Source organism: Acinetobacter sp. AOR34_HL, from assembly GCF_027854795.1.
GTDB classification, from domain to species: Bacteria; Pseudomonadota; Gammaproteobacteria; order Pseudomonadales; family Moraxellaceae; genus Acinetobacter; species Acinetobacter junii.
The window spans coordinates 93,292-109,521 of record NZ_JAKTID010000043.1 but is presented as its reverse complement, the minus strand read 5'-3'; the positions used below and the strand labels follow the sequence as shown (position 1 = coordinate 109,521).

Here is a 16,230-nt window from a genome sequence, read left to right as displayed (position 1 = left end):
TAAAAAAGGAAGCTAATTAGCTTCCTTTTTTATTGGCTTTAGCATGACTAAACGATAATAAGAGCAAGCCAATAAGATTCCACCAAGAGTTGCTAAATAAATCAGTTTAGGTATCACGATTGCTGTAGGTACACCCATCTGATTTAATTGCACAAACATTTGAACACCATGTGTAGATGGAAGAGTCCAAGCTAAATATTGCATCCATTCAGGCATAGCTGCGTGTGGCCAAGCAGTACCTGTTAATAAGAAAAGAGGAACGGAGGTGACAACAATTAAATGTCCTACACGTTCAGGCATATCCACCAAAGATCCAACCAGCATCGCTAGACCGATAATACAACTTACATAAACTGGCGTTGCAAGCAGCATTCCCCAGAAATTTCCACCATGGGGATAGTCATAAAGCCAAAATGTAAAACCGAAGAGGTATAAACAACCAAGACAACCTATTGTGAGAATTGCTGTAAAAGTTGCCCAAAACTCGATTGGTTTTGCGATCCAACCTGATTCACGATAGCTCGCAATCAACATAGCCAGACCTAATAACAGCGTCTGATGAATGATTAAACTCGCAACAGCGGGAAAAATATAACTTCCATATCCAGATAATGTATTAAAGAGCGGAATTTGATGAATAGAAAGTTCTGGTTTAAAAGGAGTTGCATCACCGAATTTTTCCAAAAACTCTTGTAAGGTTGCTTCAATAGAACCTGCTAAACCTATGCCAACTTCTTTCGTTTGAATGAAATAAGCTGTACTTAAATATAGACCTATGCCTCCCATTTCACCACGTGTGATGCTATTGGTCAGATTGTCGGGTAAAAGTAAAATACCTTCTGCTTGCTGATTTTGAACTAATTTTTTTGCCTCTAAGAAATTATCAGTTACTGTCATGATTTTCACATGAGGACTATTTGAAACTTGGCTAATGATTTTCGAACTTAAAACACTTTGCTCTTCATCTACGACAACAATCGGAATATCTTCCGCTGTTTGTGCTTTATAAGCAGTTGGATAGAAAAAACTATATAAAATGACAGCAGCAATGAGCGTGGTGAAAATTGAGGTATTTGCTGCAATATTTTTAAAGGTTTGCAGATAATAATTTAAAAATTTTTTCATACGCATTGCTCCTGAGTCAATTTTCGAAGTAAGCGAATACTCACAAAGAAGAACAATGCTGAGAAAGCAATTAAGATAGAAAGTGGAATAAGTGAAACTATTGGATCGCTGCCAATCACCCATTGTTCAGTTTGTAACTTTGCATAAGGTGTATAGGGAATCAGCATTGACCAAATTTGAGTAAATACAGGTGCATTATTTAGGGGGAGGGTGATTCCTGAAAAACTAGGAGAAGAACCACCATACAAAGCTAAAAAGCCAAAGGTTTTTGCCAGATCTTGCGTCGCCAATACTACAGAACTACTAATGACGGCATAGGCGAAGTACAAGAAAAATTGAGCGGTAAGGATTAAACAGATGGAACCTGCTATGAAATAACCTCGGATATTCGATAGCCAAAACATCCAACACCAAGTCCAAAAGCAAAAAATGAGTACATAAACTAATAATTTACCGAGTAAAGTGTGGATTGCATTTCCACCAGTAACCCACTGATTGAATGTATTACGTTTAAATTCCTGTCCAACTGCAAAAGCAACACAACAGCATAATAATAAATGTAAAACTGCTGGCACCATAAATGGCTCCAAGAACAGTTCATAACTCATATTAGGATTATATAAAGTGGATATTTTTATGTGAGGTGTAGGCATTTCTATATAGGGGATGGTATTTGACAAATAATCATCTCCCATATATTCAGCAATTCCATTTAAGGTGCTGATCAACATCGCTGATGAGATTGTATTTCCAATGCTAAAGAAAGATTGATTATAAGCAATACTAATTTGTGCATCTTGTGCACTAACTAAGCGCTGCTCAGCACCTTCAGGAATAAATACAAAACCCCAAGCATCTGTTTGATTGATTAATTGTTCTGCTTCATCTTGACTGGTTGTAATCGTTTTAATTTTTATAGTGTGATTCACGCTCAAAGCATGAATAACTTTTCGGCTCATCTCGCTTTGATCTTGATCAATCACAACGATGGGTAAGTGATCAGGTTTACCAGCTGAAAACATGCTGCCAAAAAGTATAATGACCAATAATGGCGCGATGATTGCCATAAATAAATCAGCTTTATAGCGCTTTAAATAGCGTATTTCACGAAGCATTATGGCAAGCATGTGTTACTTTGCCTCTTCGATATTAAATAAAACGCTCATCCCAACTTTGAGATCGGGAATTTTTTCTGTAGGGCTTAGATGGAATTTAAAGCTTCGAATATCATATCCACCTGTTTGTCGCGTAGTTTTTATCGTTGCAAACTCACCCTCAGCATCGATTTTCTTTACTTTAAATGTGACACTTTGATTCAATGCAGGAATGAAGCCTTCTAAGGTTTTTGATTTATAGATTGAGTTGTAGATATCTTCTCTTACATTGAGACTGACCCATAATTCCTGATCTTCAAGGATGCTGACTACAGGTACACCAGTAGCAACAAATTCAGTTGGTTTACCATATGTTTTGGACACAGTGCCATCAATTGGCGCATAAAGTTTTGTTTCGGCAGTTAAAGCATTTGCTTCATTCACCGCGGCTTGAGCAATAGCAACTTGAGCATCAGCGGTTGATTTTTGTTGTTCTGTACTGCCGCGTTTGGCGCGTGCATATTGTTGGTAAGCTGCTTCAGCGGCTTCTTTTGCAGAGGTTTGAGCTGCAAGCATTTCATCTCGTCGTTGACGAGAGATAACACCTTGTTGATAAAGGTTTTCACCTCGTTTGTAAGTCGTTGCAGCTAGGTCAGCTTGGGTCTTCAATGCTTGCCAGTTAGCGTATAGCGTATCAATGTTTTCTTGTTGAGAACCTCTATAAATTGTTGATTGAAAAGCGAGTGCGCTTTGTAATGCTGCTTGAGCTTGTTCTTTTTTTGCATCAAGTTCAGGGCTTACGAAACGAACAAGAGCTTGTCCTTTTTTTACTGTTTGACCATCAGTGACATAGAATTCTTCAATACGACTAGGAACTTTGGTACTGATATGAACAGTTTCAGCTTCTACTCGCCCTTGTAACTCGATTGATTTTGGTTGATAAGCTTTCCATAAGCCAAAAGCAATCAAACTCAAGAGTAATAAGATAATAATGACGATCAGGATTTTTATTTTTGCGTTATTTGAAGGTGGTGATGGTGTACCTGAATCAGTTTTAGATTGATCAACTTGACTGTCTGTTGAGTTTTCGACAATCTCGTTATTCGAATTATCTTCTACATTGGGTGATGAAATATTTTGATTCATGATGTACTCCAATTAACGAATATAATCCGTACGAGGTTGGTTCACATAAAGCTTGAATTCTTCGATTGAACCGTAGCTTTGTAATAATGTTGCTAAAGATAATATGTATTTATAAGCATTTATCGCCATTTCACCTTTTAAAGCATTCAGCGCATTTTGTGCATCGATCACTTGTGTTGCTGTTCCCATACCTTCTTTAAAAGATAATTGTTGAATACGTAAGTTTTCTTCGGCTGCACGAGTATTTTTGATTAAGAGTTGATGACTTGTTTGAGCTGCATTCAACTCACTATATGATTTATATAAAATATTTTCGATTTCTTGTTTTGTACGTTCAGTCATCATTTCTGCTGCATACCGTTTCAATTCAGCAGCATGAATATTTTTATTTTTATCAATACCAGAGAATAAATTGTATTTCGCCATCACGCCGATAATCCAATTTTCTTTATCATCTAACCCGTATTCACCAAACGCAAATACACTTGGTTTTTTGGCTGCTTGCTGGATACGGATATTTTCATTTGCCAGTTGGGTATCCATCTGTAATTTTTTTACTAAACTTGAGTTTTGATCATAATTGCTAAGAAAAGTTTCTAAATCATTTTTTTGAGTGGTATTTACAAATAATGGCGTGCTTAAGCTAAGACGATCACTGGTTTGGAGTAAATTTTTTAAACTAAACAAGCTTGCTTGTAGGTTAGATTGTGCGTTTTGATAAGCCCGATCAGCATTATTTAAGGCAACCTCAAACTGCATACGTTGTCCTTTATTAATAAACCCTTGTTTTTCAAGTTTTAGGGCATTGTTATAATGCTGTTGCATCGCATTAAAATTAAATAGGCTGACATTGGCTAACTGCTGTTGTAGTTGGGCATTAAAATAAGCTTGGATCATTTCAAAACGCTGAGCATCTTGCTGTTGTTTCTCGCTAATTGTTGAGCGTTGAGCCTGCAAAGTCGCTATTTGCTTGGCACTTGAGATTTTCCCTCCTGTATATAATGGCATAACCATAGAAACTGAAGTTCTTACATCCTGATCTTTGACGGTTACATCAACATTATTGGGTACTTTATTTAGACCATCACTAACAACTTGATCAAAACCTTGGCTCATTTGATCAATGACTTCTGGTGATAATACGTTTTCCCATTGAGAAAGCTTATCATCAAATCCACGTGTAAGTGAGTTTTCTAAACGACGTTTGCCTGACTCTAATGGGACGCTAGTTTCACTATGAAATGAATAGGCAGTTGCATTGAGATCAATACGGGGGAGCCCAAGATTTTTTATGGCATCCATTTCGAGTTGAGCTGATTGTTTTAAGGCTCTTTGTGCTTGTGTGCTATATGCATTCTCAACGATATATTGCTCAGCTTCACTATAGCTAATAGTTTGAGCAAATATTGAACTTGTAAAAAAGCTGCATGTGATTATATGGATACACATACTTAGTTTTTTTTGAAACCGTTTGACCCTTAAATTTGGTCGATTATTTTGTTTCAACATTTGAGTTTGTCGCAATTTAATCATACTCGCGTTAGTCTAAGTTCTTTTTGTAAAATTAAAATATTATGTTTTTAATTAAATAGTTATACAACTTGAATTGGTGTAGTTAAATTGTAAAAATTAGAGTTTTTAATCTAGTCTGGATTCAATGAAATAATCATATTCACTTGAATAAAACAAAATAATGAATCACTGAAATTGAATGTATTTAAAAAAAGAAATAGTTGAATGAACGAAAAATTTTGCAGATAAAATTAAATATTTAAGCGATAAGCTGCTGCAAGCTTCGCCAATCTATGATTAAATTCCCATCTCAATTTGTTTCACTTTCACAAGGGAAAACTCATGCGTGCTTATAATTTCTGCGCTGGTCCTGCTGCACTACCTACTGCCGTTTTAGAAAAAGCTCAACAGGAAATGTTGGATTGGCAGGGGAAAGGCTTGTCGATCATGGAAATGAGTCATCGTAGTAACGACTATGTTGCTGTTGCAGAAAAGGCAGAAGCTGACTTACGTAAGCTCATGAACATTCCTGAAAATTATAAAGTACTTTTTCTTCAAGGTGGGGCATCCCTTCAATTCTCAGCGATTCCATTAAATTTGTTGGGTAAAAATAATAAAGCTGATTATATCCATACAGGGATTTGGTCTGAAAAAGCGTTGAAAGAAGCAAAACGTTACGGTGACATTAATGTGATCGAAGCGGGTACTTTGATTGATGGTAAGCATGCAATTACAGACCAAGCAACTTGGAACTTATCTGCTGATGCTGCATATGTACATTATGCAGATAATGAAACGATTGGTGGTTTACAGTTTGCAGGTGTTCCAAATGTTGAAAAGCCATTGGTATGTGATTTCTCATCAAGTATTTTGTCTGCTCCGCTAGATGTAAGTAAATTTGGTTTAATTTATGCGGGTGCTCAGAAGAATATTGGCCCTGCAGGATTAACGATAGTCATTATTCGTGATGATTTGTTGGATCAAGTAAAACCTGAAATTCCAAGCATTTTGAAATATAACGATCAAGCTAAAAATGGCTCAATGGTTAACACTCCAGCCACTTATGCTTGGTATTTATCTGGTTTAGTTTTTGAATGGCTACTTGAACAAGGTGGCGTGGATGCGATCTACAAAGTCAACCAAGAGAAAGCAAAACTGCTTTATGGTTATATTGATTCGAGTGATTTCTATAACAACCCGATTGCACTTCCAAATCGTTCAATGATGAATGTTCCATTTACGCTTGCTGATGAAGCTTTGGAAAAGACATTCTTAAAAGAAGCGGAGCAGCAACATTTGCTTAACCTTGCAGGACATCGTTCAGTAGGCGGTATGCGTGCAAGTATTTACAATGCTGTGCCACTTGAAGGTGTACAGGCATTAGTTAACTTTATGGATGATTTTGCAAAACGCCATGGTTAATCGCTGACAAATAAAAAAAGCCCTCTAAAATGAGGGCTTTTTTACAAGAATGAAATTTTTAGAAAATGCCAATTTGATGAAAAATAAGTGCTGCTAAAAACATACCAAGTAGAAAAAAGCAAAAAGCACCAACATCAAGTTTAAGGCCTTGGTCACTTGAATGAATAAGACTGGTGGTCGTTTGTTCTGGTATAATTTTCATTAGAACGCCTAAAAATTGCTATTTATGTGATTTTATTTCACTTTATAGCAGTTTTAGCATAAATATTCGCCTGAATCCATAGGTTGCCGCGAATATATTGACCAATGTTAAAGTTTTTATACAAATCATTTTTGGTTGCAATACGGATTAATATTGCAGGTAATGTATCCTCTAAAACTAAAGTGACATCGTAAAGGGTATATTCGTCTTGCATAAATTGCATTGAAGTTTTACCAACGATATTACCTTGGAACCAAGCCTCATCTTCTTGCCCTAATGTTTCACCAAATAAATAAGCGACCATTTTAGAAAAGTCGACAGTTACAGGTTCTTGATCTTCAGGCGTTTTTGGTTCCCAAGCATTAATCAATTCTTGTAAGTTTTCAGGTGCAATTCCATTATGCTCAGCCAGAATAGCATTTAATGCACGATGGTGTTTAATTGAAGCAGGGTCATCCACAATGATTTTTTCATCTTCTGACACCGCTTCTAATTCATATGCCCAAGCATTAAATTGGACTTGATAAGTTTCATCTTTGTCATATTTACAGCGATTAACACTAAATAAATTATCAAATGCATAAATAGTCGTACTTTTATTTAAATTCAGTCTTAATACCGCTTGAGTTGCAGATTTACAGGTAATAATTCGTTCAATCTGTGCATCGTATTTATACGGGCTTTGGAAACTTGGAAATGCAGTTTTTAAAGCACGTGGTTTTTGATCTTCAACAGCGATAATTTGATTAATTGCAATCGATTGATCACTTGGACCTTGAATCAACCAAAATGATTGATCCATTTCATGTTCTTCTGTGCACAATCCCATAGGCATAACAGGAGTATCTAACGCCAGACCTAACCATTTAGGTACGTCAGATGCAGGATTATCTGTTAATAAGTTCCAATGCTCAGCGTGATTACCGAAATTTTCATCTTGAATTGTAATGATTTCTGGACTGTTTTGAATTTTCATAAATCGTAATGCTGGAAAGATTGAACTTATACTATTAAATCGAGGGTAACATCGATTTTTCAAGTCTCGATATGTAAATCTATAAAATTAATTCATTTATGTGAAAAAATGGGTTTTAAACTTAGACAGCGAATCAATTGAGTCTTAATGATTGCTTTGCTCAATTTCCCTCTACTTTTCTAGCAATCTGCTACACTAGCATTTTATTTATATGAGCTTTCGCTTACGTGCTGCCATTCAAATTATGGGTAGATGCAGATGCTTTGCCTAAGATTTTAAGAGAAGTGATTCTTCGTGCTTCAGATCGTTATCAGTTGGAAGTAACTTTCGTTGCCAATCAAAATGTCGGTATTACACCTTCGGTACGAATCAAATCTATTCAGGTTATGAGTGGGGCAGATCGTGCTGATCAGGAAATTGTGGAACGTATGCAACCAAACGACATTGTAATCACGCAAGATATTCCTTTAGCTGCACAGGTTATTGAGAAAGGTGGAATTGCAATCCATCCTCGTGGTGAAATCTATACTTCTGCAAATGTAAAAGCCCGATTACATCTTCGAGACTTTATGGATACCTTGCGTGGTGCTGGTGTTCAAACAGGAGGACCTCCTCCAATTTCTGAAAGAGATAAGCGTGAGTTTTCGAGTTCTTTAGACCAAACCATTTTAAAGCAAAAACGTAAAACCGCTTCTTGAGTATGATATGCCCTCACATACAAATCTGATTCTAACTTATGGATTACTCGTTTTTATATGGGCGACGACCCCATTGGCGATTGTTTGGAGTGTATCTGATTTACATCCCATGTGGGCTTTAGTACTGCGTTTCTTTATTGCTTTGCCACTAGCCATCGTCGTCCTGTTGATTTTAAAAGTAAGATTTCCTGTAGATAAAGTTTCAATACTGAGTTACATCGCAGGCTCATTGAGCTTAATCGGATCTCAGATTTTTACGTATGCGGCTACGGCTTACTTGAGTTCAGGTTTAATTGCATTGATGTTTGGGTTAGCACCTATCATGGCTGGTTTGATTGGTCGTTTTGGATTTCAGCAGAAACTAGCATTATTGCAATGGTTAGGTATGGCTGTCTCAATCATTGGCTTAGGTTTGATTTGTTTGAGTGATAATCAGAACCATGTCCAACCATTGGGTATTGGACTCATGATTGTAAGTGTATTTGCATATTCACTCTCGATTTTCTTAGTCAAAAAGATAAATGCAAATATTCAAGCTATGGCACAAGCGACGGGATCAATTTTGGTTTCGACTTTGATTGCGATTCTTGTCGTGCCTTGGATTTTGCAATATGTTCCAACACAGATGCCTTCTGCAAAATCTTTACTGGCTTTATTCTACACGGTGATCATGGCATCACTGATTGCGATGTTCTGCTACTTTAAACTAGTACAAAATCTCAAACCGACCACTTTGTCTTTAACGACTGTGATGACGCCCTTATTAGCAATATTGATCGGTGCCTTTCTGAATGATGAGCAGCTATCAGTACAAGTTTTTGTTGGTGCAAGTATCGTGTTGTTTGGTTTACTACTTTATTTTCTCAAAGATTTGAGAGCTTACCGCCGAATGTAACGATGAGTTTTTAAGGGTTTTCAGACTGTTGAATGCTTTCAGCCAATTTAGCTCTGTCTTGAGGGTTCAAAGTAATAAAGTATGCACCTATACGGAATTTTCCTTGTTCATCTGGATTGCTATATGCGACTTGCGCTGTAGCTGCGATGTGAAAGAAGTTCTCTGGGTGACTAAGCGTGATGTGAATGTATGTACCTTCGTTAATATCTTGAGCGCTAAAAAAACTGAGTCCATTTTCAGAAAAATTTACTTGTTCTGGTACAGGTAGTAGGGATTGCACGATATTGTCGTAGAAAGATCCTGTAATCAAATTTAGTTTTTGATTAAATAGGGATAAGATACGAGCAATTTGTTGATCTTTTTCATTTAATTGTTCTAATTCGTAGCGAAACGCATGATCAAATTGATCTAATTCTGCAAGTAGTAGAAAATAGCGTGGCAAAACAAAGTGAGAATCATAGGGATCATTCAGTGCAACGTCATCAGGAATGATTTGATAGTTGATTCTCAACACGGCATCAATACGAGACATCACTCGACGTTCAGTGTTGTCGTCAACAAGATGATGTTGTGAATTTTCCATAATAAATCACCTCGGACTAGATGGTATGTTTAAGCCAATCTCGCTGTATATAGGGTTGAGATATACTCGTGCTCGGCGGAGTAATCACTTTATTTCTTTTATTGCCTTGGTTTCCATGATTGGTTTAACGCTTGGTGTCGCAGTATTGATTACAGTACTTTCTGTGATGAATGGCTTTGACCGTGAGCTTAAAAACCGTGTCCTTGGAATGGTTCCCCAAGCTACTGTTTCTTCTACTCAAATTCTAACAGATTGGCCTGAGCTTGTAAAAAAAGTTGAGGATCATCCGCATGTAACAGGTGTGGCTCCATTTACCCAATTACAGGGGATGTTGACTGCTCAAGGGCAAGTTGCAGGTATTATGGTGACAGGGATTGAACCTGAGTATGAAAAAAAGGTTTCAATCATTCAGAATCATATGGTTGCAGGCAACTTAGGTGCATTAAAAAAGGGTGAGTTTGGTATCGTCCTCGGTAAGGATATGACTGATGCATTAGGTTTAGGCTTAAATGATAGTGTCACTCTCGTTCTCCCAGAAGCAACGCCATCACCAGCAGGTGTAGTACCACGTTTTAAACGTTTTAAAATCGTTGGTATTTTTAGTGTTGGCGCAGAAGTAGACTCAATGGTGGGTTATATCGCCTTGAATGATGCCTCGACATTATTGCGTTTACCTGACGGTGCTCAAGGTGTTCGCTTAAAACTAGATGATATTTTTGCTGCTCCTAAGGTGGCAGATGAAATTGTCAGTCAGTTACCAAGTAATTTCTATGCATCGAATTGGACGTATACGCATGGAAACTTATTTAATGCCATTCAAATGGAAAAAACTTTAGTCGGTTTGCTTCTAGTACTGATTATCGTTGTAGCTGCATTTAATATTGTTTCTTCTTTGGTCATGGTTGTAACGGATAAAAAATCTGATATTGCAATTTTGCGTACATTAGGCGCATCACCGTCTATGATCACTAAAATTTTCATGGTGCAGGGGACTGTTATTGGTGTGATTGGTACGATTGCAGGTACGATTCTAGGCGTAACACTTGCACTTACGATCAGTGACATTATTTCATGGTTCAATACAGCACTTGGATTGAACTTATTTGATGCCTATTTCGTACATTACTTACCTTCTTATTTGAGATGGCAAGATGTTGTCGTGATTGTGACTGTATCTTTATTATTAAGTTTCTTGGCAACGATCTATCCTGCATTACGTGCTGCCAAAGTCCAACCTGCTGAGGCATTGCGTTATGAGTAAAATTGTCTTAGAAGCTAAAGATGTTTTTAAACATTTTGATGATGGTAAAACCAAAGTTGAAGTGATTAAGGGCTTGTCATTGCAGGTCAATGCAGGTGAGTTTGTTTCTATTGTTGGTTCAAGTGGTTCAGGTAAAAGTACTTTGTTGCATGTCTTGGGTGGGTTAGATCAACCTACACAAGGGCAAGTTTTTTTACAAGGACAACGCTTTGACAATTTAGGTGAGGCTGAGCGTGGTTATAAGCGAAATCAGTATTTAGGTTTCGTTTATCAGTTCCATCATCTATTGCCTGAATTTTCTGCTTTAGAAAATGTCGCTATGCCTTTAATGTTGCGTGGTGAAAGCAATTATAAAGACGTGAAAAAACAAGCTGAATATCTTCTTGATCGTGTTGGATTGTCTCATCGAATGGAGCATAAACCTGGTGAGTTATCTGGTGGTGAACGCCAACGTGTTGCTTTAGCCAGAGCATTGGTCACTAAGCCTGCGGTAGTTTTAGCCGATGAGCCAACAGGTAATTTGGATCGGAAAACTGCTTTGAGTATCTTTGAATTACTGACTGATCTAAAAAAAGAACTCAATATGGCAATGCTAATAGTGACCCATGATGAGCAATTAGCAAAATCGGCAGATTCAATTTTGCATATGCAAGATGGTTTATGGATTGATCATGCTTAAATATTTTCTATGATCACTTGTTAAAGCCCTGAAAAAGGGCTTTAATTTTGTCCTCAGAAAAATCAAAAACTTAAATTATAAATACATGTTGAAAATTATATTGATAGGCTGGATTGTGGGTATTTCAGCTATGGGGCGTGATTTTGAAATCATTAATTCCACTTGGTGGATTTGGTGCTGTATTGCGACTCTTCTATTTATTTTTTATAAAATAAAAAATAAAGGGCATTCCCCATTTTACAAGTCACTGTTATTGATCACTGCGATTTGGGCAATGTTTTGCACGGGGTATCACTATGCAGATCAAGCTCTAGAAAAAAGACTTGAATTACGCGAGTTAAAATCGCAACCATTTGAGGCTGTTGTTTATATTCGAAAAATAAATGAACTCACTGAAGAGGGTGTTAAACAGCGAGCTGTAGTTTTAAATCGACATGATCAAGTAGTGAATTGGTTGATGTACGTAAAAGAGAAAGATCATCAGCAAGAAGCTTTTGTATTGGGGAACTATTATCGGGTTTACGGAACAATCAAACCCGCATACAGTTATGCTGTTCAGGGTGTTTTTGATCAAGAAAAATGGTTCTTACAACAAAATTTAATGTCAGCATTTTTAGTCGAACAAATCGTACCTTTAAGTCAAGATGAGGTGTATAGGCTTGGTCATTTGCAATATTTGAAGGAGCAAGACCATTTTTTGGAGAAAATAGGTCTTAAGATTGAAATAATGCGATTTGAATTTAGGCAAATGCTTGCTCATTCAAATTTACAACACAAAGGATTGTTACTTGCGTTGCTTACAGGTGATGAAAGTTTATTAGCTAAAGATTTAAAGAAAAAATTTCAGCAACTTGGGATATCGCATTTATTGGCGATCTCTGGTCCTCATGTGCTGATTTTTGCAATCATGTTGACATGGGGATTACAAAGAGTTTTACAGCATTATTTTCCAAACTTATATCTATGGCAACCTCGTCAGATTATTTTGGCTTTTCCATTTTTATTTAGTGTCATGGTTTACGTGGCTTTCGTTGGATTTGAAATTCCAGCTTTAAGGACGTTGTTGACGGTCGCCCTGGCAAGTTTTTTCGTTATCACGAGGCAAGCGATTCAGCCTTTTCAGTTACTAATTTATAGCGCGTGTTTATTTCTCATCTATGATCCATTTAGTATCTTGTCGGCTGCCTTTTGGCTATCTTACGGTGCATGTTTCATCCTATTGAGAATTTATCAAACGATCAGCACTCTACCAAAAGACAGAATAAAAAATAGAACTGAGGATATAAAGTTTGCAATCAAAATTTTGATCGAATCACAATGGAAAATTTTTATCGCCTTAATGCCCTTAGTTATCATTTTTTTCCAACAAATTGCTTGGTTTGCGCCACTCAGTAATCTGATTGCTATCCCGATATTAAGCATGTTGGTTGTACCTTTAGATATTTTTGCTGCATGTGTTTGGCTAATTTTTCCTTCATTAGGTCTAGTTTTATTCACCCTCAATAATATGTTGTTAAGCATACTAATCGGATTATTAGATGTTTTGATGTCACTCACACCTGATTTACAAGGTATTAGTTATATCCCATTGTCGTTATTTGCTTTGAGTGTCGGAATTTTTATTTTATTTATGCCGAAAGGAACGATACCAAAATCTTGGGGTTTAGTATGTTTCTTACCTATTTTATTCGGTGCAAAACAACAAAAGACTATGCTAACCATTTTAGATGTGGGGCAGGGACAATCTGTATTTTTACAACAAGCTCAGCATAACCTAATGATAGATACTGGTGGTTCATATAATGAAGAGAAGTTCAGTTTAGGTGAGCGAGTGATTGTTCCATTTCTTCGACAGCAGGGTATTGAAAAATTAGATCAAATGATTTTGTCACATCTCGATCAAGACCATAGTGGTGCTTTCCCATATATTGAGCAAGTCCTCGAGATCACAAAGGTTTATGCAAATGAGAAAAATGAAAAATTGCCATTTAAAGATAATTTTTCTTTTTGTCATCAAGGTCAAAAATGGAATTTAGCTCAAGCTCAGGTTGAGATTCTATCTCCAAAAATGGAGGAGCTGAGTTATGTTCAAAATCAACAAAATGAATATTCATGTGTTGTGTATATTGAGTTTGAACATGCCAAACTGTATCGTAAATTCTTAATTATGGGGGATGCAGGTTGGGAAACAGAATATAAGCTATTAAAGCAATATCCAGACTTAGAGGTAGATGTCATTGTTTTGGGGCATCATGGAAGCAAACATAGTTCAGCTTATGATTTTTTAGCAACAATTAAACCTAAATTGGCAATCGCTTCCGCAGGTTTTGAAAATCGTTATGGTCATCCGAGTATTGAATTACAGCAAAGATTGCGAGCTTTAAATATTCCATTGTTGACGACCAGCCAAAATGGAACAATTTCATTTGAAATTGATCATGCAAATACCGTAATTTCCATGTACAGACAACAACGTAAATGGTTAAATCGGTTGCAATAAAAGTGATTTATTTTTGATTTTGCAATCTAACTTCAGCGACCCTAGCTAAGGCCTCTTGCTCATCAATATCATAAATTTTCTTTAAACTTTTGTTGGCACTAAATCGTTTGTAACTCCAATGGTAATGACTTGGATAGCTGCGAATAAGTTGCTCTAAAGCCTGATGAATAATTAGTGTTCCTTGCTCAGCATTGCCTTCATAAATTTGGGGATTGATTGGTTCAACAAACATATCAAATCCATCTTGATCATTTCTCATCGTATAGATCAGGAGTGCTTTGGCTTTTGTTTTTTGGATTAATTTTGCGCTTAGACTACTAGATGCTAGTGGAATCCCAAAGTAATCAATCATATCACCACCTTGATCAGGTGTGTGGTCAGGTAAAATAGCTGTTGTTCCGCCTTGTTTTAATGCCTTAAAAATTTGTCGTACACCACTTTCATCTGTTGGTACGAGGTTAGCTTGTTCACGACTTCTTGCATCACGGACAAACTGATCTGCATCTGGGTTTTTAACTGGCTTATACAATATCGTCATTTGAGTATAATGAGATAACCAAGAATTCATCACTTCCCACGTTCCGAAGTGGGGTATGACGAGCACAAGTCCTTTTTTTTCTGCTAAAGCATCGTGAAAATACTGTTCACCAGTGATGCTATGTATACGTTGAATGTTTTTCTGATTACTTGAACCCCAAATACTTAAAAATTCGAAATAAGACGTAAGCTCATTGCGAATTGCTTCTTTAGAGAGTATCTGTAACTCATGATCTCTCAGTTCAGGAAATGCTATTTTTATGTTTAAACGAATAATTTTGGAAATTTTAGATAATTGAAATCTGTTAAATAACCCAGCCAATATGCGTGCAAAAAACCGTCCTAGTTGGATTGGTTGTTTGCTGAATAGTTTGATCAGTTTGTAGTTTGAACTAGTTGCTTGAGGCTGGGTCATTGATTTGTGGTATTTAAAATTACATGAAAAGAGTATAACGCACAAAATAATTATAAGTTAAAACAAGTTATTTAAACAGTTTTCAGTAAATCAGCGTATATAATAAAACCACTTTAAAATCTATTGGATTGGAATCTTATGTCCGATTGGCCACCGAAACCACAAAACGAACCAACACATAGTAATAATGTGACAGGCAAAGAATGGCAAATCTTGGAAAAAGCTGTTTTAGCATCTGTAGAAGAACAGCGCCGTAGTCGTCGTTGGAGTATCTTTTTTAAATGTTTAGGCTTTGCTTATTTGTTGATAGTTTTAATTGCAATGAGTAAAAGCTGCTCGACTACAACTGAAAAAGCAACCACGAGTATCAGTAGTGATCACTTAGCAGTGGTCGATATTATCGGAACGATTGATTCATCAAGCAGTCAATCTGCTGTGAATAGTGAAGATACAAATAAAGCATTAAAGCGTGCATTTGAAGCAAGTGGCAGTAAGGCAATTGCTTTGAATATCAACTCTCCTGGTGGTTCACCAGTTCAGTCAGACGAAATTTGGCAAGAAATTCGCTATTTGAAAAAGCAATATCCAGCTAAAAAAGTTTATGCAGTGATTGGAGATATGGGAGCGTCAGGTGCTTATTATATTGCATCTGCAGCTGATGAAATTATTGTTAATCCATCGAGTCTAGTCGGTTCAATTGGTGTAATTATGCCAAATTATGGCTTAAGCGGTTTAACTCAAAAATTAGGTATTGAGGATCGCACGCTTACATCTGGTAATAATAAAGATATTTTGAGCATGACAAAGCCGATTAATCCAACTCAACAAGCACATGTTCAGTCAGTTTTGGATAATGTTCATAGTCACTTTATTAATGCTGTTAAAGAAGGTCGTGGTAAGCGTTTGAAATCTAATGACCCTGCGATCTTCTCTGGTTTATTCTGGAGTGGTGAGCAAGCGATTGCTCTAGGTGTGGCGGATCGTAGTGGTAGTTTGACGACTTTAATGAGAGATTTGAAGGTTGAGCAAAAAGTGGATTACACTGTTCAGCATAATCCGCTTGAGTCAATTTTAGGTCGAATGGGTACAAAAATTGGTGAGGGGATTAGCTCATCATTGGCAACTCAATTAGACACTCAACAAAACGCAAAACTACAATAATATTATCTGACTTATCACTAAGTT

The 16,230-nt window shown here is 36.7% G+C and carries 15 protein-coding genes; 7 read left to right on the top strand and 8 right to left on the bottom strand.

The features are described from left to right. Positions 1-12: 12 nt before the first annotated feature. From MKL32_RS07395 to MKL32_RS07380, 4 genes are read right to left on the bottom strand one after another with little or no spacing between them, the layout of a single operon-like run. The gene (locus tag MKL32_RS07395) at positions 13-1,125 is read right to left on the bottom strand and encodes an ABC transporter permease (RefSeq protein WP_039047281.1); all 1,113 of its coding nucleotides are present in this window, start codon (positions 1,123-1,125) and stop codon (positions 13-15) included. Next, the gene (locus MKL32_RS07390) at positions 1,122-2,252 is read right to left on the bottom strand and encodes an ABC transporter permease (RefSeq protein ID WP_039047280.1); all 1,131 of its coding nucleotides are present in this window, start codon (positions 2,250-2,252) and stop codon (positions 1,122-1,124) included. The genes MKL32_RS07395 and MKL32_RS07390 overlap by 4 nt, the downstream gene beginning before the upstream one ends. Positions 2,253-2,255: 3 nt before the next feature. After that, a complete protein-coding gene (locus MKL32_RS07385; RefSeq protein ID WP_039047279.1) occupies positions 2,256-3,365 on the bottom strand; it encodes an HlyD family secretion protein in 1,110 nt (369 codons plus the stop codon). 12 nt (positions 3,366-3,377) lie between these two features. Continuing rightward, on the bottom strand, positions 3,378-4,874 hold the full coding sequence (locus MKL32_RS07380) for a TolC family protein (protein ID WP_204378825.1): 1,497 nt from the start codon (positions 4,872-4,874) through the stop codon (positions 3,378-3,380). A gap of 345 nt (positions 4,875-5,219) precedes the next feature. On the opposite strand from MKL32_RS07380, the gene serC reads away from it, so the two are divergent. Then, positions 5,220-6,299, top strand: a complete 1,080-nt coding sequence (gene serC / locus MKL32_RS07375) for a 3-phosphoserine/phosphohydroxythreonine transaminase (RefSeq protein WP_004959857.1) — start codon at positions 5,220-5,222, stop codon at positions 6,297-6,299. Between the two features lie 58 nt (positions 6,300-6,357). On the opposite strand, the gene MKL32_RS07370 is transcribed toward serC, so the two are convergent. Next, complete coding sequence (locus MKL32_RS07370; RefSeq protein WP_004913649.1) at positions 6,358-6,501, bottom strand: hypothetical protein; 144 nt, start codon at positions 6,499-6,501, stop codon at positions 6,358-6,360. Between the two features lie 37 nt (positions 6,502-6,538). Beyond that, a complete protein-coding gene (locus tag MKL32_RS07365; protein ID WP_004952931.1) occupies positions 6,539-7,477 on the bottom strand; it encodes a hypothetical protein in 939 nt (312 codons plus the stop codon). A gap of 227 nt (positions 7,478-7,704) precedes the next feature. Here MKL32_RS07365 and MKL32_RS07360 point away from each other — a divergent pair, with 227 nt between their 5' ends. Then, positions 7,705-8,175: a YaiI/YqxD family protein gene (locus MKL32_RS07360; RefSeq protein WP_204378823.1), complete on the top strand. Its 471-nt coding sequence runs from the start codon at positions 7,705-7,707 to the stop codon at positions 8,173-8,175. A 7-nt stretch (positions 8,176-8,182) separates the two neighbouring features. Continuing rightward, the gene (locus MKL32_RS07355) at positions 8,183-9,070 is read left to right on the top strand and encodes a DMT family transporter (RefSeq protein ID WP_270900363.1); all 888 of its coding nucleotides are present in this window, start codon (positions 8,183-8,185) and stop codon (positions 9,068-9,070) included. Positions 9,071-9,080: 10 nt separating this feature from the next. Here the strand turns inward: MKL32_RS07355 and MKL32_RS07350 are convergent, their stop codons facing one another. Next, the gene (locus tag MKL32_RS07350) at positions 9,081-9,653 is read right to left on the bottom strand and encodes a PilZ domain-containing protein (protein ID WP_126131762.1); all 573 of its coding nucleotides are present in this window, start codon (positions 9,651-9,653) and stop codon (positions 9,081-9,083) included. A gap of 25 nt (positions 9,654-9,678) precedes the next feature. Between MKL32_RS07350 and MKL32_RS07345 the strand changes: the two genes are divergently transcribed. The 3 genes from MKL32_RS07345 to MKL32_RS07335 all read left to right on the top strand — a co-directional run bounded on the left by MKL32_RS07345 (position 9,679) and on the right by MKL32_RS07335 (position 14,093). Next, positions 9,679-10,914: a lipoprotein-releasing ABC transporter permease subunit gene (locus tag MKL32_RS07345; RefSeq protein WP_004959849.1), complete on the top strand. Its 1,236-nt coding sequence runs from the start codon at positions 9,679-9,681 to the stop codon at positions 10,912-10,914. Continuing rightward, positions 10,907-11,593, top strand: coding sequence for a lipoprotein-releasing ABC transporter ATP-binding protein LolD (gene lolD, locus MKL32_RS07340; protein WP_075696265.1), 687 nt, complete (start codon positions 10,907-10,909; stop codon positions 11,591-11,593). Before MKL32_RS07345 ends, lolD begins: the two co-directional genes overlap by 8 nt. 85 nt (positions 11,594-11,678) lie before the next feature. After that, positions 11,679-14,093 carry a DNA internalization-related competence protein ComEC/Rec2 gene (locus MKL32_RS07335; protein WP_270900362.1) on the top strand — a complete coding sequence of 805 codons (2,415 nt, stop codon included), beginning with the start codon at positions 11,679-11,681 and terminating at the stop codon, positions 14,091-14,093. Positions 14,094-14,100: 7 nt separating this feature from the next. On the opposite strand, the gene MKL32_RS07330 is transcribed toward MKL32_RS07335, so the two are convergent. Further along, positions 14,101-15,081: a lysophospholipid acyltransferase family protein gene (locus tag MKL32_RS07330; RefSeq protein ID WP_270900367.1), complete on the bottom strand. Its 981-nt coding sequence runs from the start codon at positions 15,079-15,081 to the stop codon at positions 14,101-14,103. A 102-nt stretch (positions 15,082-15,183) separates the two neighbouring features. On the opposite strand from MKL32_RS07330, the gene sppA reads away from it, so the two are divergent. Beyond that, positions 15,184-16,206 carry a signal peptide peptidase SppA gene (gene sppA / locus MKL32_RS07325; RefSeq protein WP_004913625.1) on the top strand — a complete coding sequence of 341 codons (1,023 nt, stop codon included), beginning with the start codon at positions 15,184-15,186 and terminating at the stop codon, positions 16,204-16,206. The last annotated feature ends 24 nt before the right edge of the window (positions 16,207-16,230 follow it).

Coding starts and splice junctions, on each gene's coding strand:
- MKL32_RS07335 (WP_270900362.1), top strand. CDS start 11,679: ATGTTGAAAATTATATTGATAGGCTGGATTGTGGGTATTTCAGCTATG.
- MKL32_RS07365 (WP_004952931.1), bottom strand. CDS start 7,477: ATGAAAATTCAAAACAGTCCAGAAATCATTACAATTCAAGATGAAAAT.
- MKL32_RS07380 (WP_204378825.1), bottom strand. CDS start 4,874: ATGTTGAAACAAAATAATCGACCAAATTTAAGGGTCAAACGGTTTCAA.
- MKL32_RS07395 (WP_039047281.1), bottom strand. CDS start 1,125: ATGAAAAAATTTTTAAATTATTATCTGCAAACCTTTAAAAATATTGCA.
- MKL32_RS07345 (WP_004959849.1), top strand. CDS start 9,679: ATGTTTAAGCCAATCTCGCTGTATATAGGGTTGAGATATACTCGTGCT.
- MKL32_RS07355 (WP_270900363.1), top strand. CDS start 8,183: ATGCCCTCACATACAAATCTGATTCTAACTTATGGATTACTCGTTTTT.
- serC (WP_004959857.1), top strand. CDS start 5,220: ATGCGTGCTTATAATTTCTGCGCTGGTCCTGCTGCACTACCTACTGCC.
- MKL32_RS07370 (WP_004913649.1), bottom strand. CDS start 6,501: ATGAAAATTATACCAGAACAAACGACCACCAGTCTTATTCATTCAAGT.
- sppA (WP_004913625.1), top strand. CDS start 15,184: ATGTCCGATTGGCCACCGAAACCACAAAACGAACCAACACATAGTAAT.
- MKL32_RS07350 (WP_126131762.1), bottom strand. CDS start 9,653: ATGGAAAATTCACAACATCATCTTGTTGACGACAACACTGAACGTCGA.
- lolD (WP_075696265.1), top strand. CDS start 10,907: ATGAGTAAAATTGTCTTAGAAGCTAAAGATGTTTTTAAACATTTTGAT.
- MKL32_RS07385 (WP_039047279.1), bottom strand. CDS start 3,365: ATGAATCAAAATATTTCATCACCCAATGTAGAAGATAATTCGAATAAC.
- MKL32_RS07390 (WP_039047280.1), bottom strand. CDS start 2,252: ATGCTTGCCATAATGCTTCGTGAAATACGCTATTTAAAGCGCTATAAA.